The 23,143-nt window shown below is 57.5% G+C and carries 18 protein-coding genes and 1 pseudogene; 11 read left to right on the top strand and 8 right to left on the bottom strand.

Going from position 1 to position 23,143, the window contains the following annotated elements; translation table 11 throughout:
• Window positions 1–126: 126 nt before the first annotated feature.
• Both WCO56_09540 and WCO56_09535 read left to right on the top strand, forming a co-directional pair.
• Window positions 127–1,476: a transposase gene (locus WCO56_09540; GenBank protein MEI7729804.1), complete on the top strand. Its 1,350-nt coding sequence runs from the start codon at window positions 127–129 to the stop codon at window positions 1,474–1,476.
• Between the two features lie 320 nt (window positions 1,477–1,796).
• Window positions 1,797–3,569, top strand: coding sequence for a mucoidy inhibitor MuiA family protein (locus WCO56_09535; GenBank protein ID MEI7729803.1), 1,773 nt, complete (start codon window positions 1,797–1,799; stop codon window positions 3,567–3,569).
• 395 nt (window positions 3,570–3,964) lie between these two features.
• Here the strand turns inward: WCO56_09535 and WCO56_09530 are convergent, their stop codons facing one another.
• Window positions 3,965–5,500, bottom strand: a complete 1,536-nt coding sequence (locus WCO56_09530; GenBank protein MEI7729802.1) for a sulfatase-like hydrolase/transferase — start codon at window positions 5,498–5,500, stop codon at window positions 3,965–3,967.
• Window positions 5,501–5,648: 148 nt separating this feature from the next.
• Between WCO56_09530 and WCO56_09525 the strand changes: the two genes are divergently transcribed.
• The 3 genes from WCO56_09525 to WCO56_09515 all read left to right on the top strand — a co-directional run bounded on the left by WCO56_09525 (window position 5,649) and on the right by WCO56_09515 (window position 8,525).
• Window positions 5,649–6,140, top strand: a complete 492-nt coding sequence (locus tag WCO56_09525) for an RpiB/LacA/LacB family sugar-phosphate isomerase (protein MEI7729801.1) — start codon at window positions 5,649–5,651, stop codon at window positions 6,138–6,140.
• Window positions 6,141–6,158: 18 nt separating this feature from the next.
• Window positions 6,159–7,307 carry a DNA-binding transcriptional regulator gene (locus tag WCO56_09520; GenBank protein MEI7729800.1) on the top strand — a complete coding sequence of 383 codons (1,149 nt, stop codon included), beginning with the start codon at window positions 6,159–6,161 and terminating at the stop codon, window positions 7,305–7,307.
• 84 nt (window positions 7,308–7,391) lie between these two features.
• A complete protein-coding gene (locus tag WCO56_09515) occupies window positions 7,392–8,525 on the top strand; it encodes a Gfo/Idh/MocA family oxidoreductase (GenBank protein ID MEI7729799.1) in 1,134 nt (377 codons plus the stop codon).
• A gap of 33 nt (window positions 8,526–8,558) precedes the next feature.
• Here WCO56_09515 and WCO56_09510 read toward each other — a convergent pair whose 3' ends face one another.
• Complete coding sequence (locus tag WCO56_09510; protein ID MEI7729798.1) at window positions 8,559–8,867, bottom strand: type II toxin-antitoxin system RelE/ParE family toxin; 309 nt, start codon at window positions 8,865–8,867, stop codon at window positions 8,559–8,561.
• The gene (locus tag WCO56_09505) at window positions 8,864–9,148 is read right to left on the bottom strand and encodes a hypothetical protein (protein ID MEI7729797.1); all 285 of its coding nucleotides are present in this window, start codon (window positions 9,146–9,148) and stop codon (window positions 8,864–8,866) included. Before WCO56_09505 ends, WCO56_09510 begins: the two co-directional genes overlap by 4 nt.
• A 78-nt stretch (window positions 9,149–9,226) precedes the next feature.
• Between WCO56_09505 and WCO56_09500 the strand changes: the two genes are divergently transcribed.
• The 6 genes from WCO56_09500 to WCO56_09475 all read left to right on the top strand — a co-directional run bounded on the left by WCO56_09500 (window position 9,227) and on the right by WCO56_09475 (window position 18,712).
• Complete coding sequence (locus WCO56_09500) at window positions 9,227–10,558, top strand: Gfo/Idh/MocA family oxidoreductase (GenBank protein ID MEI7729796.1); 1,332 nt, start codon at window positions 9,227–9,229, stop codon at window positions 10,556–10,558.
• A gap of 174 nt (window positions 10,559–10,732) precedes the next feature.
• Window positions 10,733–12,799, top strand: a complete 2,067-nt coding sequence (locus WCO56_09495) for a beta-L-arabinofuranosidase domain-containing protein (protein MEI7729795.1) — start codon at window positions 10,733–10,735, stop codon at window positions 12,797–12,799.
• Window positions 12,800–12,839: 40 nt separating this feature from the next.
• Entirely contained in the window at window positions 12,840–13,991 is a 1,152-nt protein-coding gene (locus tag WCO56_09490; protein MEI7729794.1) for a hypothetical protein, read from the top strand.
• 76 nt (window positions 13,992–14,067) lie between these two features.
• Complete coding sequence (locus tag WCO56_09485) at window positions 14,068–16,182, top strand: DUF1080 domain-containing protein (protein MEI7729793.1); 2,115 nt, start codon at window positions 14,068–14,070, stop codon at window positions 16,180–16,182.
• A gap of 27 nt (window positions 16,183–16,209) precedes the next feature.
• Window positions 16,210–16,398 carry a hypothetical protein gene (locus WCO56_09480; GenBank protein MEI7729792.1) on the top strand — a complete coding sequence of 63 codons (189 nt, stop codon included), beginning with the start codon at window positions 16,210–16,212 and terminating at the stop codon, window positions 16,396–16,398.
• A 1-nt stretch (window position 16,399) separates the two neighbouring features.
• A complete protein-coding gene (locus WCO56_09475; GenBank protein ID MEI7729791.1) occupies window positions 16,400–18,712 on the top strand; it encodes a glycosyl hydrolase family 28-related protein in 2,313 nt (770 codons plus the stop codon).
• A 39-nt stretch (window positions 18,713–18,751) separates the two neighbouring features.
• On the opposite strand, the gene WCO56_09470 is transcribed toward WCO56_09475, so the two are convergent.
• The 5 genes and pseudogenes from WCO56_09470 to WCO56_09450 form a co-directional block, all read right to left on the bottom strand.
• The gene (locus WCO56_09470; protein ID MEI7729790.1) at window positions 18,752–20,200 is read right to left on the bottom strand and encodes a BNR repeat-containing protein; all 1,449 of its coding nucleotides are present in this window, start codon (window positions 20,198–20,200) and stop codon (window positions 18,752–18,754) included.
• A gap of 59 nt (window positions 20,201–20,259) precedes the next feature.
• Window positions 20,260–21,108, bottom strand: coding sequence for a methyltransferase domain-containing protein (locus tag WCO56_09465; GenBank protein MEI7729789.1), 849 nt, complete (start codon window positions 21,106–21,108; stop codon window positions 20,260–20,262).
• A gap of 62 nt (window positions 21,109–21,170) precedes the next feature.
• The gene (locus tag WCO56_09460; GenBank protein ID MEI7729788.1) at window positions 21,171–21,872 is read right to left on the bottom strand and encodes a family 16 glycoside hydrolase; all 702 of its coding nucleotides are present in this window, start codon (window positions 21,870–21,872) and stop codon (window positions 21,171–21,173) included.
• 81 nt (window positions 21,873–21,953) lie between these two features.
• Window positions 21,954–22,475, bottom strand: a pseudogene (locus WCO56_09455) (DUF5703 domain-containing protein).
• A gap of 169 nt (window positions 22,476–22,644) precedes the next feature.
• Complete coding sequence (locus WCO56_09450) at window positions 22,645–23,139, bottom strand: DUF5703 domain-containing protein (GenBank protein MEI7729787.1); 495 nt, start codon at window positions 23,137–23,139, stop codon at window positions 22,645–22,647.
• Window positions 23,140–23,143: the final 4 nt, after the last annotated feature.

Genomic DNA, 23,143 nt, shown 5'->3' with positions numbered 1-23,143 from the left:
TTGCGCCAGGGATTTTTATTAAAAACCCGTCCCAGTGTCGAAAGTTCGGTTAGCCTGGTGCACAAAAATGTCATTTTGGGTGAAATAGTTCTTGCTATTATATCACCTTTAGGGTGAAGTACACCCATGCCGCTCTTTACGAAACAAAAAACCAAACTACACCTCCTGCTGACCAACTCTGACCAGGCGACCGCCCACGGCGGCCAAGTGTTGATCGATGCGCTCTGTCGCCGCGCGGGCTTGTGGCAACGCATCCACCAAACGCCCGCATTGGAGGTTCGCAAACGCACGGGCGCGGGCTTCTCGCCGGTGGCCAACGTGGCCCAGTTGCTCTTCACCCTGACCAGTGGCGGGGCTTCGCTCGCGGATGCCGAGCGCTTGGGGCAGGACCGCGTGCTGATGCACTTGCTCGGCCTGAGGAAAGGCGCCGACCAAACCACGCTGGGCGAATGGCTGCGGGCGCAAACCCCCGCGAGCGTGCGGGAACTGCACCAGATCAACGCGCAGTTCGTGGACTGGGCCAGCCAGCAGGCCAAGCCGGGGCGGTGGCTGCACGCCGGGGAAGCTGAGGTGTTTTTTGACGACACCGAGATCGAAGTCGAGGGGCATAAGTTTGAAGGGGCGCGCGTTAACTATGAAGGCAACCGGGCGTTGAGTTGGCAGACCCTCTGGTTTGGGCCCTGGCTGTTGGACGGGATTCTCGACGGGGCCGGGGACGTGAGCGCGCATCTGGCGGTATTGCTCGCCGAGCATCAGCCGCGCTGGCAGGCGCGCCCCAGTTACTTCTATGCCGACAGTGGGTCGAGCGCGGGCAAGTTTCTCAACGGCATTGAACAGGGCCGCTTTACTCGCTGGAGCGTCAGCTATAACAAGTGGACCGACAAACTGGATCGGCTCGCGGCCGATCTGCCCGAGGGCCAGTGGAGCCCCTTGCCGCCCGCCGACCAGCGGCAGGAGCAATATGCATGGGTCAAGCACCAGCCCGGCGAATGCCAGCAGGCGCAGCGCTTTGCGGTGGCCCGCTGGAAAAATGACGGGGACTTGCTGTGGCACTATGCGTACGTGGTGGGCCAAGCGGGGGACCACGGTCCGCAGGCGGTCTTTGAGCGGCACCGGCTCAAGGGGGCCAAGGAACAGGGCTTCAGCGAAGTGCTCAGCGGGCTCGACCTGCACCATCCGCCGTGCCAGAACTTGATCGCCAACCAGGCGTTCTACGCCATCGCCATGCTGGCCTACAACCTGCTGGTGACCCTCAAGTTATTGGACCTTCCCGAAGACGCGCAGACCTGGCGCATCCGCACGACCATCCGTTACCTGCTGACCGTGCCGGTGAGCGTGAGCGCGCACGCCCGGTATGAGGTGGCGCGCATCTGCATCCCCGCTGGCTGGCTGCGCTGGTGGCGGTTGTTTGTGGACCAGTGGATTCCCAAGCGCAAACCCGGTCGGCCCACCGGAGAGGCCGTGGATTCGGCCTAACGGACCTGGCGGCCCTTGTGGGGTGGCGGGTCAAGCAAACCACAACCTGTAGAACGGCTGAAGTCGCAACCGGTGCAGTGTCGGCAAAAACGCCCGTAAAACAACCCTTTTGAGCTGCGCTGCACGTTTTTCGCTTGTGGTTCCCCCACCACAAGCGATCCGCCATCATTCCGAGCCGCTGGCACCCCGAAAATTCAACTCCCAGTTTATCCGTGCAACAGCTCGGGTCCTGAAAATTCGTTGGCTAAGGTTTGGGGTGCCAGATTGAATAACAATGTTTTGCCTTGGCATTTATGGGCTTTTTGAGCAGGCTATTTGGCATGAACGCCATTCGTTTCGTCGGGGCCATACTTGCCATGCAAGCCGGTTGGCTGTTAGCCGCCGATCCCGCTACTGCGGAAGGGGACAGCGCCAAACCGGTCGATTCCAAAATCACCGAAGTCACCGTGTACGCGGATCGCGCCCAAGTGACCCGGCAGGGCACGGCTACCCTGGGCCAGGAGGCTGCGCAATATGCCTTTGCCAAATTGCCGGGATGGATTGACGAAGGGTCCATCCGCGTCAGTTTGGTCCCACCGGATGTGGGCCAGGTGCTGGACGTGCAGATTCACCGTACTTACCTGGCCCGGGCCAGCGACGAGGAGTTTCGGAAAGCAGAAGAGTCCGTCCAGGAGATTACCGACCAAATTGCAGCGCTGGACGATGAGCGCGCGGTGCTGGAAGCCCAGACCAAACAGGTGGATGCCATGAAACTATTTTCGCTGGAGAAGCTGCCCAAGGACAGCGCCGTTCGGGAAGTCAAACCGACCGAATATCAGGCCACCGTGGAGTTTGTGACCGGTTCACTGCGCAAAGTGGCGCTGGCCAAACGGGAGTTGGAAAAGAAGAAGCGCGATCTGCAACCGGAATTGAACGCGCGCCAGCACCGGCTGGAAGAACTGCGGCAGCGTTCCCAATTGGAACAACGCACCGTGGTGGTCACCGCCAGTGGCCGCGCCGGGAAAGCCGCCATGGCCCTGGCATATATGCTGCCGGGAGCTACCTGGGAACCGGTGCATGAATTGCGCGCCAGCCTGGATGGTCGGCCGGTGAGCGTGGCTTCCTATGCGGTGGTCCGGCAGACCAGCGGTGAGGATTGGAATAATGTGAAACTGGGATTGTCCTCGCGCGGCTCCACCGAAACGATGAAGATTCCGGAACTGGATGCCCTCTGGGTGGGCGGTGGACGCCATGTGGCGCGGGTGGCAAAAAGTTCGGTGGATTCGTTCTCGCTGGCCCGAAAAAATTTTACGGCACAGAACGGGCTCTGGTTCAACGCCAACAACAACGACGCCGCGCTGCAGCAGGAGTACGCGGACAACCAGGTGCTGCTGATCGGCAATGCCGGGAAGATGGAGCAGGTGTTTGAAACGCTGCAACAGCGCGGCACCACGGCGCACTTCCCGGCCCTGAGCACCCAGACCATCCGCACGGACGGACGCCCGGTGCGTGTCCCCATTGGCCATACCGATCTGCCCGCCCAGCAGCGCATCCTGGCCTCGCCGGAACTTTCCCTGAATGCCGCCCGCATTGCGGATCTGACCAATAGCACGCGGCAACCTTTCCTGCCCGGCAAAGTCTCGCTGTTTCTGGAAGGGGCATTCCTGGGCCTTACGGAGGTGGATTTTGTGGCGCCGGGCGAGCCGTTTTCGCTCTACCTGGGCGTGGCGGATCATCTCAAGTTATCCCGCACCCTGGACAAGAAGCGCAGCGAACTGAAGCGCAGCGGCACCCGCACCAAGGTGACGGCATCGTTCCTGGTCACGGTTGAAAACTTTTCGGATCAACCCGCTGTGGTGCAATTAAGCGAGCGGGTGCCGGTCTCTGAAAACGATGAGGTGAAAGTCTCAGGCATCAGGATTTCACCGGACGGCAAACCGGACGCCAAAGGTTTGCTGCACTGGGAGCTGAATCTTGCGGCCAAGCAATCGCGCGAGTTCCGCATCGAATACAATATTGAGTATCCCAATGATTTGACCGCACGCAAGATGCCAGCTCAATTAAATGCTCCGGCGCTGCACGACCAGGTAAAGAGATTGGAAAAAATGTTCTGATTGCTTTGGCTGCGGACGCCAGGATCAGTGATTGCCCAGGCTCCAGGCATCGCGCTATGGCACTTTGAAACCAATATTGGTGAAGGGCACGGGCAACCACAGATAACGCGAGTCGGGCTGGTCATACTGGCTCCAACGTTCGCCCACGAAAATAAATCTGAAGAAGATAGGAGCTTGGAGTCAGGAGCTGGAAGGGGCGAGTAATACTATTTTCACCATGCAATTGCACGATTACCAATCAGCGAGTGGTTGTGCAATTAAAGGTAAGCCGACTGGGAAGTCGGCGACACAGCAGGTTTGGAAACCTGCGGTACGATGACAAGGCGTACGCCTGAGCGGTTTGAATGGTGCAGTTACAAACTGGAAATGGTATTACTTACGCCAACCGCTTCGGACTATTTGTTTTTATTGCGCTTCCCTTTCTTGGGAGCGGGTTCCGCCGGGGAGGTCGCGGTAAAGGGGATTGGCTTCACGTCGTCCGCCAGGAGTTCGACCACCAGCGGATCGTTGTTCTCCTTGCCAAACCGCGTGAGCAGTTCACGGTGCTCGAGCAAAACCTTGCGATACTTGGGATCGGTGGCCAGATCGTTCAGTTCCCCCGGGTCGGTCTGCAAATCCACCAAGGACTCGCGCTGCTGACCATGTCCGTAAACGCAATACTTGTAACGGTCGGTGCGAACCATCCGGCCTTCCATCGTGGGCTTCATCCCGTCAATCACGCCGGCCTGTGACATGTCATCCTCGATCACCACATACTCGCGCCAGTCGGCGACCGATTTACCCAAGGCCAGCGGCAACAGGCTGAGGCCGGGCAGCTTTTGCGGTTTTTCCAGCCCGGTGGCGTCCATCAGGGTGGGCAGGATATCAATGCCGGTATTGACCAGCTTATCGGAGGTCCCCGATGGCGTTTTACCTTTCCAGGAGATGATCAACGGCACACGCGCCGATTCCTCGTAGAGCACCGTTTTTTGATTGAACCCGTGCGCCCCGGCGCATTCACCGTGATCGGCGGTGAAAACAATCAGAGTGTTCTCCTCCAGCCCCGCTTTGCGCAAGGCCGCCAACACGCGGCCGATTTCCCGGTCCACCAGCTCGACCATGCGGTAGTAGCCCCAGCGATGCTTGCGCCAATCCTCGGGCGTGAACTTGCCTACGGGGAATGGGCCGTCTTCCACCTGGTAGGCGCGCCGCATCATCGTCATGCCGTCCGGTTCGTTTTTCGGCGGCGCGAGGTTGAAGGGCACGGGCGGGAGCTGATCCAGCGCCGGCGGCTCGCCGATTTCGCCGCAGTTCAAATCCTGTTTCCGTCCTGAGAGTCGCCGGGCCCATTCACAAATGTTGTGCGGATTCAGGAAACTGGCGACCAGCAGGAACGGACGGTCGTGCGGCCGGGCGAGAAATTGCAGGACGCCATCGGTGGCTATGGCGTCATGGCCACCCGTGCTGGTGCCCTTCATGATCTCAAAGCCGTGCGCCTTGGGATCGCGCGCGTTGAAACACAGATGCCATTTGCCGCTGTAAGCGGTATCGTAGCCGGCGTTGCGGAAGTAGGTGCCTATGCTGACGAATTCCGCCGGATCGAAACCATTCCTGGGCGCTGCGTTCTGGGTGACGCCGGTCTGGTGAGGATAGCGACCGGTAAACACCGAATTGCGATACGGCATGCAAAGCGGGTTGGAACTGTAAGCGCGGGTAAAAAGCATCCCCTGGGCGGCCAGGCCATCCATGACCGGCGTGTTCAGATATTGTTTGCCCATCCGGCAACTCATGACGTCGGCGAACTGCTGATCCGTGATGATGAAAAGGATATTCGGTTTGGCGACGGGGGCGGCGCTGGAAGGCTGAGGCAACCACGCCAGCACAAGGCCCAACCAAAGGCCCACTGCACATAAGCTACCGCACAGCGTTTTAAGACAGGTTGAAGTTTTCATGTTCAGACGTTTCCGCTTCATGCGTTCATGTTTCTTGAACCTTACAACAAGACGGTTCCAATTGTCTTGGAATAAATTTACGTTCCGGCATTATCCGGGGCAGAGTCATGAACGAGGATGGGCACGTTGCCTTGTCCCGGCGATGACGATGAAAACAGCGAGCGAGGAGCGAACGATGAAAATTGTGGTTGGAGCGGATCCCTGGGGCCTTGAACTGAAGCAGGCGGTGAAAGAGCACCTGCAGAAGTTGGGGCATGAAGTGAGCGACGTGGGCGGCACGCGGGAAACACCTGCCAAATATTATGATGCCGCCGTGCTGGCCGCCAAAGCGTTACAGGCAGGCCAGGCGGAGCGCGCCATCCTGTTTTGCGGCACCGGCATGGGGATGGCCATCGTGGCCAACAAATTCAAAGGCGTTTATGCCAGTGTAGTGGAATCCCCGCTGACCGCCAAGCTCTGCAAAGCCATTAACAACGCCAATGTATTGACGCTGGGCGGCCTGATTTTCACCCCGTTCACAGCAATCCAAACGGTGGACGCCTGGCTCACCACCACCCACACGCAAGGCCTGGAAGAGCACGCCGACTTCCTGAAGCAAGCGTTGAAAGATATTGCGGCTCTGGAAGAAAACGTGCGTTAACGGCATCGCTCAAACGCCATGCGCACCCGGCCGAAAGTGGCTTTGCTGATCGAGACCTCCAACGCGTATGCGCGGGGTTTGCTCGACGGCATTGTGGCTTACCTGCGGGAGAACCACCCCTGGTCCATCTACCTGGCCGAACACGGGCGCGGGGACCATCCCCCGGCCTGGTTGCTGAACTGGCGGGGCGACGGCATTATCGCCCGGATTGAGAACCGGCATATTGCGCACGCGGTGGCAGCATTGCGGCTACCGGTGGTGGATGTGAGCGCCGCACGGCTGCTGCCCGCCCTCCCGTGGGTTGAAACGGATGATGCCGAATACGCCCGCCTGGCGGCGGAACACCTGCTGGAGCGCGGCTTTAAAAGCTTCGGCTATTGCGGGGATGATCGTTTCAACTGGTCGAAATGGCGCGCTGAACATTTCGCCCGCTTGATCCGCGAACAGGGACACACGTGTGCCGTGTATGCACCGGCGAAACGCAGCCGAGGCAATGCGGAAAGCCAGGTCGAGGACATCGCGGCGTGGGTCAGCGGGTTGCCCAAGCCAGTGGGAGTGATGGCCTGCTATGATTTGCGCGGACAGCAGGTGTTGGACGCCTGCCGCCGCCGCAACATTGCGGTGCCCGATGAGGTGGCCGTAATCGGCGTGGACAACGATGAACTGCTCTGTTCCTTGTCCGATCCACCATTATCCAGCGTCATCCCCAACACCCGCCGGACAGGTTACGAGGCGGCGGCGTTGCTGGACCGGATGATGGCTGGAAAAAAAGTCCAATCCCTGACGCACCTGATACCACCGTTGGGGGTGGCCACCCGCCAATCCACCGATGTGCTGGCCGTGGAGGACCGCAATATCGTGCAGGCGGTACGGTACATTCGCGAGCACGCGTGCGATGGAATCACGCTCAAGGAAGTGCTCCGGGCGGTGCCGCAATCGAGACGGGTGTTGGAAAGCCGTTTCAAAAAGCTGATCGGCCGCACCCCGCACGAGGAAATCCTTCGCATCCAGTTCAACCGCGTCAAGCAACTGCTCACTGAAACCGACCTATCGCTGGCCCTCATCGCGGAACGCGCCGGCTTCCAGCATACGGAGTACCTGAGCGTGGCGTTCAAGCGCGAGTTTGGCCTGCCGCCCAGCGAATACCGCACCCTCAACCGCCGCTGAACGGAGGCGGTAAAAAATCTCAAATGAAAAGCGCAAAAGCTCATGGCCGGGCGGGCGGCACTCTGGCATAGTGCAATCTCAGATATGAGCAACACCAGGAAAATCAATGTCGCCATCGTGGGCCTCGGCTTCGGCGCCGAGTTTATTCCCCTCTGGCAAAAACATCCACACACCCAGTGCCTGGCCATCTGCCAGCGCAACCCGGAAAAGCTGAAGGCGGTGGGGGAATACTTTGGGGTGGCGAAACGCAACACGGATTTCAAGGAGCTGCTGAAAGACCCGGAAGTCCAGGTCGTCCATATTAATACGCCCATCCCGGATCACGCCTGGATGTCCATTGCCGCGCTCAAGGCTGGCAAACACGTGGCGTGCACCGTGCCGATGGCCACCAACATCGCGGACTGCAAAAAGATTGTGGACCTGGTAAAGCAGACCGGACTGAAGTACATGATGATGGAGACGGTCGTGTATGCCCGCGAATATCTCTTCATGAAAGAAATGCTCGATCAGGGCGAGCTTGGAAAGCTGCAATTCGTGCAGGCGAGCCACCAGCAGGACATGGACGGCTGGCCCAATTATTGGCCCGGCCTGCCGCCGATGTGGTATGCCACCCACTGCGTGGGACCGGTCGCCGGCCTGATCGGCAAACCGGCAGAGTACGTGAGTTGCTTTGGCTCGGGCACCATCCGCAAGGAACTCATCCCATGCTACGGCTCACCGTTCGCGGTCGAGACGGCGCACATCAAGTTCCGCGGCAGCGACGTCAGCGCGCGCATCATCCGCAGCCTCTTCGACACCGCGCGGCAATATCGCGAGAGCATTGACGTGTACGGCACAAAGAAAGCCATCGAATGGCCGCTGGTGGAACATGAGCCGCTCATCCTCCACACCGCCAAGCTGCCGGAACCGAAGATTCCCAAGCCGATTAAGTGTCCTGATTTCGCCAAGCGTTTACCGAAGAGCATTGCCAAGTACACAACTCAGGGCGTCTATGATGCCAGTAAGAAAACGCACCTTAGCTTTACGCAAGGCAGCGGTCATGGCGGCAGCCATCCACATTTGGCCAACGAGTTCGCCATGGCACTGGTGGAAGGCCGTGAACCATTTCCAAATGCGGTGCAGTCCGCCAACTGGACCTGCGTGGGCCTGTGCGCGCATCAATCCGCGCTCAAAGGCGGGGCGATTGTCAAACTGCCGGCGTTTACGCTCGGCAAGTAGCGGCTGAGGAGTTATGGCAGCAAGACCTCGGATTCAAGCTTGGAAAAATCGGGTCCAATCCTGGGCGGCGGCCATCACCTTCACGACGCGAATGCCCCAAGGGAATGGGCGATAGAATACCAAGTAATTCCGATAGGAAGATACCACATGAAACCGGTAATGATAAGTTGGATCGGTTGGCTTGCGGACATGCCGGCCAATATCCGGAGACTCGGCCAAGAAATCCGCTGTGTCAAGAATGGCCGTCACCACCCGCTCGGCGGCAGCCGGATCGTCTTTGGCAATGTAGGCTTGAATCTCGGACAGTTGCGCTGCCGCCCGTTGCGTAAAAACGGCCTTCATCTTTTATTCAGCAGGCGTTTTCGTAATTGCCGGGTGGTCATATCGGAAGCCGGATTGGCTGACTCGGCAGCCTCGATATCCCTGGCCAGCTCGGGGGTCATGACAAAACCTATCGCCTCAGGCCGCGGAAACCCCGTGATGAGTTTGGGCAAACCCAAGCGCACGGCCTGGCGGATGGTTTCAACCTGGGACAAACGGGTTGCGGTGGATGCCTGGCCAATTTGTTCGAGAATATCCGCATCAAATTTCACCGACACCGGTCTTTGCACAGTCAATTTCATAAGTACAGCATAATGCATCAAATACCCTTTAACAACTTCTTTTCACTACTTTTCACTACAAATCAAGTCCCTGAACATATGAACTCAAATCTTACCAACGCTTGCCCGCCCAACCGGCGCCGCTTCCTCAAATCCATCTTGGTCGCAGGCGTGGCACCCACGTGTGTTCCGGCGCGCGTGCTGGGGGCGGATGGCCAGACATCCCCGTCTGGCAAAATCAATGTGGGCGTGATCGGCGTGGGCGCGCAGGGCACGAGTGATATGCGCGGATTCCTCGCTCAAAAGGACGTCCGCGTCACGGCGATATGCGATGTCAACCAGCGCAACCTGGCCAATGCGCGGAAACTCATCGCCGAAGCCTATGGCCAGGATCAGGTCAAGGAATACCCGGACTTTCGCGACTTGAACGCCGATCCCTCCATTGATGCCGTGCTCATGGCGCTGCCCTTCCATTGGCATAGCATTCCCGCGCTGGATGCCATTGGCCATGGCAAACATATTTACCATGAGAAGCCCATGGCACTGTCGTTCGAGGAGTCGCGGCGAGTGCGCGCGGCGGTGCGCAAGCACGGGGTAGTGTTCCAGTTTGGCACCCAGCAACGATCAGAAACCAAGTTCCGCTGGGCCTGCGAACTGGCGTTGAATGGGCGGTTGGGAAAAATCAAAGAAATCCGGGTGGCGGCGCCGGGAGGCATCGAAAGCCCGCAGTGGCCGGAACAGCCGGTGCCGGACCATGTGGATTGGAACCGCTGGGTGGGTCCGGCAGCACCAACGACATTCCACGAAGCCAAACTCAAGCGCCCCAACCACGAGAACATGACGAATTTCTCCCGGGGCATGATCTCCTGCTGGGGCATTCACCACATGGACATCGCGCAATGGGGCAATGGCACCGATGACACGGGCCCTGTCTCCATCCAAGGCACGGGCGAATTTCCCAAGGAAGGCAGTTGTGACGCCATCCTGAGGTGGAACGTGCGGATGGAATATGCCAAGGCCGCGCCGGTCACTTTCGTTAATGAAGGCACGCCGGGCTTCGAGCACGGTATCCGGTTCATTGGTGAATCGGCCTGGGTACACGTGCGGCGCGGTGACATCAGGGCCTCGGCGGAAACCCTGCTGAGCGACCCGCAGAACCAATGCGGCGTCATGCCCCTCAAGCTGCCCGTGAGTTCCCATCACACCCGCAATTTCCTGGATGCCATCAAAACCCGCACTCGGCCCATCTGCGACGTCGCAACCGCCGTGCGCTCGGACACCGTGTGCCAGCTTGCGTTGATCGCCGTGAAACTGGGGCGCAAACTCCAGTGGGATCCTCAGGCCGAACGCTTCCTAAAAGACGAAGCGGCCAATGCCATGCTCCAGCCGCGCCCCTTCCGCGGCGAGTGGAAACTGCCGGAAGTGGGTTAACGCTTCTGCGCCTCACCGGTGAAAAATCTCAAATTTAATGCGCAAAACCTCATGGTGTGGTTGCATTGTGTGCCGCATAGTCTCGGATGCATTATGTGTGAACGTAACAATTACCATGAAGTTGGGTTGGCTTTGCTAAAGAACTCTTGGCATCGAACGCTCCCTGGGGGTTTTTTGTTGTTGCTCTGGGTTGAGCTTGCCATCACCGCGTTTGCCGCCGAACCCTCGGCGGCCACAGCTCGCACGCTTGCACCAGAAGTCAAATCGTATATTGTGGACCACAGTCACAGTCCGCACGCCCGGCTCAGGCCGCTGCCGTTCGATGCGGTCCAGTGGACGGACGGTTTCTGGGCGGAGCGCTTCCGCCAACTCAGTCAGGTCACGTTGGAGGAATCGTGGAAGCTTCTCGCGGATCCGGCTGCGGGCCATGTGCTTGATAATTTCCGTTGCGCTGCCAAGCCAGGTTCCGGCCAATACGCCGGCACCACCTGGCAGGACGAGTGGCTCTACAAATGGCTCGAAGCCGCCGCGTGTGTCTGGCGGCTCAATCGCGATCCAGCGCTGGCCCGGCGGATGGATGAAGCCATTGCGCTCGTTGCCGCCGCGCAGCAGACGGACGGCTATCTGTCCACCATGCCGTTGGCGTCGCAGAAGCCGCGATTTCAGAGCGCGCAGGACCACGAGATTTACAACATGGGGCACCTGCTCACCGCAGGCGTCATTCATCATCGCATGACCGGGCAGGACAGCCTGCTAAACGTCGCGCGACGAGCCGGCGATTTCCTCTGCGCCAATGTCGGCACCACGGTGAAGCCCTACATGGCGCACAATCCCTCGGCCATCATGGGGCTGGTCGAATTGTCGCGCCTGACCGGCGAATCAAAGTATCTCGCCTGCGCCCAGCTCATCGTGGACAAGCGTGGCACCGAGCCGAAGCGGCAGTCGCTTTGGGCGATTCAGCCTGGCATTGACGGCACGGACTTCATCCAGGACCGCGTGCCGGTGCGCGCTTCCACGGAAGTGGTCGGCCACAATGTGTTTTTCGCCTACCTCTACACCGGCGCGGCTGACCTCTGTGCGGAGCGCGACGACCCGAAACTGGCCGCCGCGCTGGCCCGGCTTTGGACGGATTTGAGCCAGCGGAAGATGTTCATTAACGGTGGCGTCAGTGCACATCCCATCGCGCTTTCGCACAATGCACCCGCGGTGGAGGCGGCGGGCCGGTCCTACGAATTGCCGAACAGCGATTGCTACAATGAGACCTGCGGTCAAATCGGCGTGTTCATGTGGGGTTACCGGATGCTGGTTAACCAGCCCGACGCTTGGTTTGCCGACATCATGGAACGCGAGATGTTCAACGGTATTCTTCCGTGCCTCGGGCTGGACGGCCGGAGCTGGTTCTACCGGGCAGTGCTGCGCCGCTACGACGAGAACTACAAGCCGACCGGTTGGACAGACATGGCACAACGCGGCGTGCCGGGACGGACGGACATCTGCTGTCCATCGAACCTCCTGCGCACGATGGCGCAGCTCGCCGCCTACTTCTACAGCCGCGATGAAGCCGGTCTTTGGGTGCATCACTACGGGGGAAGCAAGGTCACCTGCCAGCTCACCACCCCGGAGACGTTCGCCTTGGAACAAATCACCGACTATCCCTGGAGTGGCGACGTGAAGCTCGTCATCCGTCAGGCACCGGCGAAACCGGTGGCCGTGCGTTTGCGCGTGCCCGGTTGGGCCGGGAACGCAAAGGTCGCCGTGAACGGGAAGAATGTGGCCAAGCCGCAGACTGAACACGGTTATCTGTCGCTCAACCAGCCTTGGCGAACCGGGGACACCATCACGCTCTCGTTGCCGTTCGAGGCGCAACTTATCGCTGCCGACCCTCGCGTGGAGACCACGCGCAACCAAGTGGCCATGATGCGTGGCCCCGTGCTCTACTGTGTGGAGTCGCCCGACCTGCCGGCGGGCATCCCTGTGCCGGATGTCCATCTCGCCAGCAATGCCAAGTTCAAGCCGAAGACCGGTCTCGGAGGAACAGAACTTCCGCTCGGCGCGAAACTCGTGACACTGCAAGGCTCCGGCCTACGCCGTGAAGAGTCGGCTTGGACAGACCTGTATCGGCCCCTGGCGGAAAGTGGATTGCAACCGTTCGAACTGCGTCTGATTCCCTATTTCGCTTGGTCCAATCGCGGACGCTCCGCCATGAGCGTCTGGATCCCTGTGGTACTGAGAACGCCATGATACCGCGTCGTCTTTTTGATGATTAATCAAGGATTAGACAATGAAAAATCAGCAAGAAATCCACAACATGCAAAAGCCCAGACACTCCAGAACGATTCCAACTGACAAGAACTATTTTTTTCCACATGCACTGAGGTCCATGGCACTCTACCTGACCTTTGCTATGATTACCACGGGTTATTCCTTTGCGTCGGACTCGGCATCCAAGCCAACCTCCATCATGAAAAAATGGTTCCCCGGGCATTATCTTCAAATGAGCTATGACGCTCCGCCGCCTCCCAATGGGGTTGCGCCAAAGGAATTGTTGGAAGCTGTGGTTTCTGAACCCTGTTTTAAAGGAGTCGAAATCCTGTGCTATTGGGGTATCCTTGAGCCGAAAAAGGATGATTACTCAGGAATTGATCGCGTGGTGAAGGACCTTGATTACATGCATGGAAACAACAAGAAAGTGATCCTTATGCTCATGGATATCATCTGGCACTCCCCGACCAAAGAGGAGATTCGAAAGAGGATGCCCGGATATTTGTTGGACGATCCGGAGTATGAGGGCGGCGTTGCTGGAAAAGACAGGCGCTGGCGTGCCATGCTGTGGAAGCCCAAAGTCAATGAGCGTTTCAACAAGCTAATTGCTGAACTCGGAAAAAGGCTCGATAAACATCCTGCCCTTGCCGCAGTGGTTACAACGGAAACAGCCGGTAATCCTGGATCGGGTTATACGGCGCAGAAATGCGTCGCCGGGATCAAAGCAACCCTCGCGGCAGCGGCGGTTGCTTTTCCCACCACTCCCTTCATGTACGGATTGAATTGGCTGCCCGGTGGTTCGCCCTCTGAAAGGGATGGGCTCAGCATGGTGGCCCGGCATGCCGAGACATTGGGGTGCGGTTTTGGTGGTCCGAATGTTCGCGACATCAGACAATATAAACCGGCTCAGGAGCCCGGTTGGACCTGGCTCAACAAGGAATTCCTCAACAAGGTGCCGACTTTTGGGGCCATTGAATGGGAGGAGTTTACCATATGCAACCCCGGGGTTTCAGCTACCTACGGGATGGATGTTACCAAGCTCAACTTCATGATCTGGTATTATTGCAAGAGCAAGAACACCCCCAGCGGTTGGAACCATGAAAAGCTGATTAAATGGCTCCAGACCAACGGCAACGGAATCAACAAAACCACACCAAAAAACTTCAACTAATCTTTTGGACTCTTCAGTTCATTGTCTCAAAAATGAAAACAACAGATCGTCCACATTTAACCCCTCACAACTTCCTATGAAAACCCTGGTCCTATTCATCACCCTATCATTCTGCCTGACACCATTTTCCGCGCGATACACGATGGCTTGGGGAAGCGAACCCACAGGCGTTCCATCAAAACAAGTTACCGCGCATCCACATGAAGGACTGGCTCAAGCCGTCGCTCTCTTTAATGGAGAGAACCTCGCCGGCTGGCATATTGATGTGCCCAAAATGGATGCCGACGCTTCCATAGAAAGCCCTTTCATCATTCGCAACGGGATGCTTATCTGCCGGGCAAGTCCAAGGGGCCATATCATCACCGACAAAGCATATCAGGATTACCGGCTTCAGGTTGAATATCGGTTTCCTTCAACCCCGGGGAATAGCGGTGTGCTGGTCCATGCTTCCAAGCTACGCGCTTATAACAAAATGTTTCCGCAGTCTATGGAAGTTCAATTGTGGCATGGGCAGGCGGGGGATTTCTACTGCATCTATGAGAACCTCACCATCCCCGACATGGAAGCCCGACGCGGGCCGAAGGAAAACTGGGGCATTTCTGAAAACAAAGACCGGCGATTGCAAAAGCTCAAGGATGCCGAAAAGCCGGCCGGAGAATGGAACACCATGATCATCGAATGCCTGGGCCAAGAAATCAAAGTCTGGCTGAACGATGAGCTGGTCAATTACGGGTATGACTGCACGGCGGTAAAGGGACAGATTGCTTTGCAGGCTGAAGGGGCGGAAATCGAATTCCGGAAAGTCACGTTGGCACCCATTGCGAAGCTCACCAAAACGTCGCAAGGCCTGTTCCACGACGACTTCAAGCACAGACTGGCCGACGGTTGGTCCTGGCTGCGCGAAGATCAGCAAGCGTGGCGGGTCATGGAACGCGGTCTCGAAGTGCGCGTTCAGCCGGGCAACATGTGGGGCAAAGCGAACGACGCCCGAAACGTGCTGGTGCGCCCCCTGCCGAAAGCTTCTGCGGCGCCCCTGGAGATTTCCGTGGTTTTCAGCAATGCCCCGACCGCCCGCTGGGAGCAGGCCGACCTGGTCTGGTTCTATGACAAAGGCAACATGATCAAGCTCGGCCAGGAGCTGGTCGCCGACCGGCTGACCGTGGTGATGGGGCGCGAGGAAAATGATCGCCCGCGCACCATTGCCATCGTGCCACTGGATGATTACACCGTGGCCTTGCGCTTGCAGGTGGTAAGCAACCTGGTGCGCGGCCAGTTTCGCACCCGGTATTGGCCACAATGGCGGGATGTCGGAGAATGCGATCTGCCGGTTAAAGGTTTGCCCCAGGAAACCGAACCCAAGGCCAGCCTGCAATTCTACAACGGCCCGACCAACGCGGAGCATTGGATCAAGGCCAACGACTTCGCCGTGCGCAGCCTGCCCGCCGCCGCCGACTGGCCGCGAGCTAAAATCGAGGAACAAACCTTCCAGCCTGGAGTCGGCGCGTTGTCCCGGCGCGAGACGCGCATCGCTTTGGCGCAGGGCTTCACGCTTGTGAGTGGAGCAGATGGGGAACAGCCCCCCGGTCCGGTTCCCCAATTTGACCAAACCATTCATCGGCACACCGACGGCAGTTGCGGTTGGACCTGGAACCGTAGTAATCCGGCCAGCAAAACCGTGACCATGCAGGGCATCGAGTTTTGTCCGCTCGAGTTTCCGTTGTTCACCGCCGACCTCAAAGACTTCAAGGCGGAACTCGATATTGTCTCGCGCTTGGATATTGACCGGGGCGATCACACGGCAGCGATGGGCATCCGCTTGGCTTCCAGTCCTGAGCCTAAGGCGCCTTCCCGGCAGGAGATTCTGATTTGGTTTGATTGGTACGGCAAAGACTGGTCCGCCTTCGCGTTCAGTGATGGACAGCGGGATTACGCATTCGATGCGGGAGCTTCCAGCGACGGGCGCATAGTCTATCGCCTCCAAGGGCTGCGCGGCGCTCCGCCCAAAGTGAACATCAAGACCTTGATCGACAATGCACTTAAGCGGGCAAACTTGAATCCGCACGCGACTTGGGTTTCCAGCGTCTGGATCGGCAACCAGGTTTGGAACGTATCGCAAGGCTCCGCGCTGGCAAACACCGTGGATTTTGTGGTAAACGGCAAACGTCATTCCGGCCTGCCACGGAAACAATGAAATGAACAAAACAAACCGAATAACAAAATGAAATCACCCAACCTGCTGCATGGTCTATTGGCTGCGATGCTGGCCGTGGCCTCCAATGCGTATGCGCGGGGTTTGCTCAACGGCATTGTGGCTTACCTGCGGGGGAACCACCCCTGGTCCATCTACCTAGCCGAACACGGGCGCGGGGACCATCTGTCGACCTTATTGAGTCATGAACATAAATAATATGAAATACCTCCTGGCAGGTTCCATTGGTTATGGGTTGGCCGTCGCGTGTCTCCAGCCCTTGGCAGCTGCTCCAGCAAAGCAACCCGTGCTGGATGACACGTACCTGCGCTATGTATCGCCCACGGTCAAAGGACCGTTTCCTGATCTGGTGAACCTGGAAATTCCAGGGGCGCTTGAAGATCAACGCCTGGCAACCTTGGGGTACGTGGATGTGACCAAAAGCCCGTTCAATGCCGATCCCACCGGTAAAAAGGATTCCACCAGCGCACTGCAAGCGGCGGCCAACTTCGCCCGGGATCATCAAATGGTGTGTTTCTTCCCGTCGGGCGATTACCGCATTTCGGATACACTGAGTTGCATTCAGCAGCTTTACCGTCGTTCAAATGGACGCGTTCTGGGCGGCCACCTGTTCCCCAACCTGCTGGTCGGTTCCCGCGCTGGCGCGCAGCGTCCCCGGCTCATTCTGGCCCCGCGCTCGGTTGGATTCAGCGATCCGCAAAAGCCCAAATACACCGTCTATTTCTGGGCTCGCGGCTATCTGAATCCAACGACCGCCGGACGGGTGGGCGATGGCTTGGGGCCGGAAACCGAACAGCCCAACATCTCCATGAACCAGATGCTGGTGAATCTAGACATCGTCATCGGCGAAGGGAATCCGGGGGCGATTGCATTGCGGCACCAGGCTGCGGAAGGTTCCGCCATCGAAGATTGCACGATTGACGCAACGCATGGCCTGATCGGCATTCAGGGAGGGATTGGATCAGGGGGCAGCAGCGCGGGCGTCACCATCATCGGCGGGCGCATTGGGCTCGACTTCACAGGGTATATGTCCGGAACCCAGCCAACGCCTGTCATCACTGGCTTTACGTTACGTGGACAAACCGAAGCCGCCATCCGCAGCACCAGCCGTCAGACGCTGGTGGCGGCAGGCCTGCGCATCATTGCCGACCGCAGTGTCGGCCCCTTGATTCAAGTGGGAGAAAATTTGAGTGCCAATCAGGGGCAACTCACTCTGGTGGATGGCGAAATCGTCTTTGAGGGTGAGACACTGCAAAAACCAAATCGGGTAGCGGTAGCATCGGATTGTGGCGTGTATCTGAACAATGTGTATGTGCGTAACGCCACCAAGGTGGTCCGGGACGCCAAACAAAAGGTGGAGTTGGCCGGCAATCCGAATGGCTGGCTACGAGTCGAGGCGTATGCGCATACTTCCAGCCCGCGCCCAAACCAGGGTGTGGAATATCGCTATCCAGTCTATGCCGATGGCCAACGAATACCGGAGTGGCGCCGCGTTGAACCGGACAAGACGCCACCCGACGGTTTGCAGGCACGACACCTGTGGAGACCGGACTTTCCCAACTTTGAATCCAAGAACGCCGCCAACGTGAAAAGCGCACCGTATCATGCCAAAGGCGATGGGGTGGCGGATGACACCGACGCGCTGCAACGGGCAATTGATCAGAGTGAAATTGTCATGCTTCCCAAGGGCTGTTATCGCATCAGCCGGACCTTGGAATTAAAGCCGCGCACCAAGCTTATCGGTGCCGGACAACATCTATCCTTCGTAGTGGCCACCGCCACAGGGGCGTTTGCTGATAGCAAAAAGCCGGCTCCGTTGGTCCGTACCGCCGACACGGCGGAGGCGGAGACCATCCTCGCGTTTCTCGGTCTCTTTGCGGCGCGGGATATCGCAGGCGCACAAGCGCTCCACTGGCGTTCCGGAGGGCGCTCGGTGTTTCGCGGCGTGGAGATTCAGGAACAGTCCATTTACGGGTTTGCACCGCGGCCACGCAACGACCGCGCATCCGAGGAACCCCGAACCCAACCGCCGGTGCTGATTACCGGCCATGGCGGGGGTAACTGGTATAATTACCGGGGTGCCCGCCTGGTTGTGGATGGCGCACAAGGACCACTCCACTTCTATCAATTCAGCCCGCAACAGGTGACCAGCGAGCTGCGGAGTGCGCGCCAGGTCTCCATCTTCGGCACCAAATACGAAGGCAATAAACCCATGCTGGCAGTGAGCGATTGCGATCAGATTCGCTGCTTTGGCCATGGTGGCAATGGCAAAGGACGCGCGACAGCTTCCCTGTTCATCTTTGAGCGCACGCCGAATTTTCTTTTTGCAAACGGTGTGGATGGCCCCACCAAAGTCGGCTCGAAATCATTGAGTCATCCCGAAGGCAGCACCGACCCGAATGAGTGGCACCTGCTCATCGAGCGGGGCGCGAACGGAACGGAATTCAAACTGCCACCATTGGAGCGACCGGTTTTGTACCAGCGCGGCGCGCCGGCAGAACATGCCCCATGAGACCAGACCAGCAGTCTCTGGTTATTTCCCCGGTTGAATTCACGGTTTGAAATCCAGCACATGGAGCCGGCTGGGCTGCCCGGGTTTCAACGGTGCTTCCTGGGTGTACACCGACAATACCCGCTCCTTCTGCCAGCGATACTTGTCCACCCGCGGTTCCCCCACAAACGAGTTTGCGGATGAATACACGTCGTTCCAATCGTTCCATTCCCGTTTCGCTGAGGCCGTGGCAATATGCAATGGCCCGCCGACATCCGCCCCATGATACTCCAGGTTGGCTGGTTTGGTATAGACGAGCACCAGGTTGTCTTCGGCATCGGCCAGCAGGAATGGCTTGCGCCCAAAAAACGGCAGTTGCTGCTCATGCCATTGGCCTTTTTCATCCCGCCAATAATGGGTGTAGCGCCAGGTATTCATGTCCTTGGAACCAGCGGGCGCTCCGGGTGGGTTTTGCCACATCACCACATGAACACGGTCGCGCCCATCCACAATTTGGGTCACCTGGTTCATGATCCCCCACCGGTAGGCCAACGGTTTGACCATGATTTTGGTGGATTCGAGATGCACGGGATCCTGTTTAACCACCCCGATTTTTTCCAGCGCGTTATTATACCACGTCTGGCCATCGTCATCACTGAAGGCGTACTGCAGCCCATGACAATTCAACAGCCCCCATTGCCCATTATCGAGCATTTCGCGCCAAACCCACGTCGTGTGCAGACGGCCCTTCGGACCGTAATCAAAGCCGTTGTGATACGCATTGCGCGCACGACTGCCTTCGTAGGTGCCATTACTGCTGACGAACACGCCCTTCACCGTCCAGCCGCCCTTGCCAGGGTTGTATTCCGCCAGATGACTGTCGCCGTTGCCGCTTCCGCCGATGCGATAGTAGAGTTGCAGCCGCCCATCGGGCGTGGCGAAGAATTCAGGGTACGTCAACGCATTCAAGGCGTGGCCCTTGACCAGTTCCGCGGTAACGGGACTGAACAAAGAGGGGGACCAATCCGCCTGCGCCGGTGCCGTGATTGTACCGGGACGCGACACGCGATAATGCAACGGGCTGCCATGATGATCAAACGCCAGGTGTATCGTGCCATCAGCAGGACACAGGCCCAGCACGGCAACATTATGCACATCCGTATGGGTGATTCGATAATCATCAAATGCCAGGCGTTGCCACACTCCCACAGGTAATTGCCGCCGTCCGACACAGAGCCGGCCCTTGGCGTCGAACCACGTTCCATACTGCCATCCCTTTAACGACGCCACGGCATCAATCTGAAAGGTCTGGCCGTTGATGCAGGTGCCGTAGGTGCCGCGCGCAAAATTCAGCGCTTCCGGCTCAAGAATCGCATCGCCAAGTAAAGTTGCAGCATCAGCTCGAAGGTCTCCAGTGAGAAAAATAACGGTAGAAGTCCACCAGACTAATCCAATCCGGTTACTTAATTTATGGAAATGACTTAGAAAAATTATAAAAAAACTATACATGTATATATTGTTTCTTATAAATACACGAAAGGTCTAGTGTTCAGTGATAGACATTATGGTTAAGTCGAGGTTTTTGACACCACATACAACACGGATCGCGGGTGTATTCCGTGCCGTTGAAATACTGAGATGCCAAAGTGATTCACGTCCAGTTGTGACACCTTAAATCCTGCCTCGGATAATCGTTTGACAAACTCTGTTTTTGAGTAAATCCGCACATGATCGTGCTGTCCAAAATGTCGCCAACGATCCGCTTCCGTTGTCAGTTCGGGGTTTTCATAGTTTTCATTGAGCGTCAATAATATGGGAACCATGATGATCCCCAGTCCATCTGGCTTGAGGATGCGAAATAGTTCGCTCATGGCAGCCCGGTCATTCTGAACGTGCTCTAGAACGTGCGAACAGATGAAGAAGTCAATCGACATATCAGCATAATTTGGCATGTGGACGATGTTAACCTGGTTATCCACATCATTTCGGATCAAATCAGCAGAACGATACCTTAGGTTGGGATATTTTAGCACCTGTTGCTTGAGGTAACGTGACGGGGCAAATTCTATGAACTGGTAGGTTCTTGCAGGATTCAAGGTGCGGAACAGTTCCTCATAGTAGATCGCACAGAGTCTATCCCGATCGTACGCGCCGCAGAGGGGACACTCAAATGACAAAACATTCAGGGTTTCCTCTGCCAGAATGGAATACATGTATTGGTGTGCATCCAGCTCTTTTATAAAATAGTCTGGCAGACGATTGAAGGCATTTATACCAGCGCCGCATACGGGGCATTTGTAGAGATTCCCTTTAATTGCGATCAAAAACAACCAGCGTTTGATGGTGGATTTGATCTTGGAAGGAACCAACCGTCCAAATGTGAACGTGCTTTTGGAAGTCATTGGATAATATTTCATACAGCGTACATTTGCTCTGTTGGGTGGACCTAGCTATCTTGCAAAGCAGGGAAAATACCGGATTAGGAATCGCCCGCAGCCCGCTTGAGTTCCCACACCTTCACGTTGTCGAAGCTGATTTCCTGATCGTCATCGCCGCCGACGCGAAATACCAAGCCGGGTTTCTTGACGCGGAAATCCTTGGCCGAAGCACGGATGGTTTCCTGGCCGGCGGATTGCACCACGACCTCTTCGCCTTTGGTTTCCAGCAGCAACGTGTACCATTTTCCCTTTTCAAAATTCACCTTCCCCGACGCGTGTTTTTTCCCTTTTGAATTCGGATCAGCCTTATCGTTATGCTCCATGATGCCCCATTGGCTGGCGGTGACCGTCAGCGAGAACAGGTGACCCTTCTTTTTCAGTTCTCCGGGGGCTGGGTCGAAGCCGAGATTGAAGGTACGGCCTCCATCAAAGCGAAAATCAATCTGCACCGCGCAATCCTGCACGGGTAACGCATAACGAAACGCGCCGATATGACTGTCGGATTTCTTTTCGCTGGCATGCAAGGCGCCATCAGCCACCCGCAGTTTGCCGGTGTTGGCCCGCCAGGTCTTGGGAACTTCGGTGCCGTCAAACTTCTCCTCGAGGAGCAGTGTTCCTTTTTTACCCAGCGTGGGTTCCAGATCGGCAGCGACACCAGAGGCGACGGTGAGGGCGATGGCGAGGCCAGCCAGAGTCAGGAGTGAAGTGAATGAGTTCACCAGAGACTTCGGATTTAAACGCATTGTATTTTTCATAATGAGTACGACGAAAAACGTATCGGTTGGGTTCCGATGCGTCAAGCAAAGGGGGCTGGCAATTTTCACTTACTGCTCCGCACCGGCTGGCCATCCAGATATAGGCGCGAAGTGCCGTGATCCAACACCACCACGATGTGCTGCCAGATATTGGGCTTGAGCGCATTGGGGAACTGTTGCTGTAGGTTGCCGGCAATCAGCCGCAAGGCCAGGCTGGGAAAGGTGTCCAGCAGAAAACCGTCGTGCTTGCCGGGTGAAGAGGCCCTCGTTGAACTTGGTCTGAACGCGCCCGCGACTCTGGCAGGCCATTAGAAGGCGGAAGACGTTATGGCTCTGCGCGGCCAGCGCCGCACCATCCTCCTCTTCGCGGCTGCCGGAGAGTGATGGTACGCCATTGAATCGTTCGCGCGCGTCCAACGGCAGCGTGCGATCTGAGGCAATAATCCAGCTTCGATCCCAAAAGTTCGTCCACCACGCACAATGGTTCTCCCACTCGTGGACCGTGTCCACCGGACGAGCCGTATGCCGCTCAATCGTCTCGATCCAAGTCCCGGCCTTCGGCGTCTGCATCGTCAGCGCATGAATACGGAGATCAAAGGTATTTCCCGTGCCGCGAAGCGCTCCGTCTCAGCGCCGGGCTTTCGAGCAGGTTGCCGAAGGTGTTAAAGCGAAAGGGATCGGCAAACTTTGCCGCCATGTGCTCGACTTCGTAAAATTTCAGATCGTCGGGATAAACGCTGTGGTCGCCGACGGGATAATACTATAGCAATTTTCCAGCGCGTTCCAAACGCACATCCTGGGGAGGCTCGGTGCCCGGCGGCAGGGCGCTCGTCGGACTATAGAAGTTGGCAACATTGTAACTGCAAAAGTCGAACCGTTTCCAGAATTCCGGTTGGGCCGTAACGACGAGCTTGTGCGAAGAGTTGATCTCGACATGATAGACCGGGTGGTTGGCATCCGCCCATATACGCAGCGTGACTCCATCCGCTTCGATTTGGATTGAGTCGCTCGGTAAATCGAGGGTCTGACGAAAGGTCTTTCCCTGCTTGAAGGGATTGGGTCCGAGCAAGACCCGTATCCGTCCGGTCTTGTAGAGGTCGCCCATGTAATTGAAGGTATCATTCTTGGCCAGTAGCAGATACAGGTCGCCATCCTCGATGGCATAGACGCCGGCGGCAATATCGCCGTTGCCGATGGGCATCACACCGCTGGCGTCTTTGGACGGGCAGTTCCAAACGACGTTATAACGGCTCATGCGC

It is taken from the genome of Verrucomicrobiota bacterium (assembly GCA_037139415.1).
GTDB lineage: Bacteria > Verrucomicrobiota > Verrucomicrobiia > Limisphaerales > Fontisphaeraceae > JBAXGN01.
This window is presented reverse-complemented; position numbering and strand designations above follow the sequence as displayed.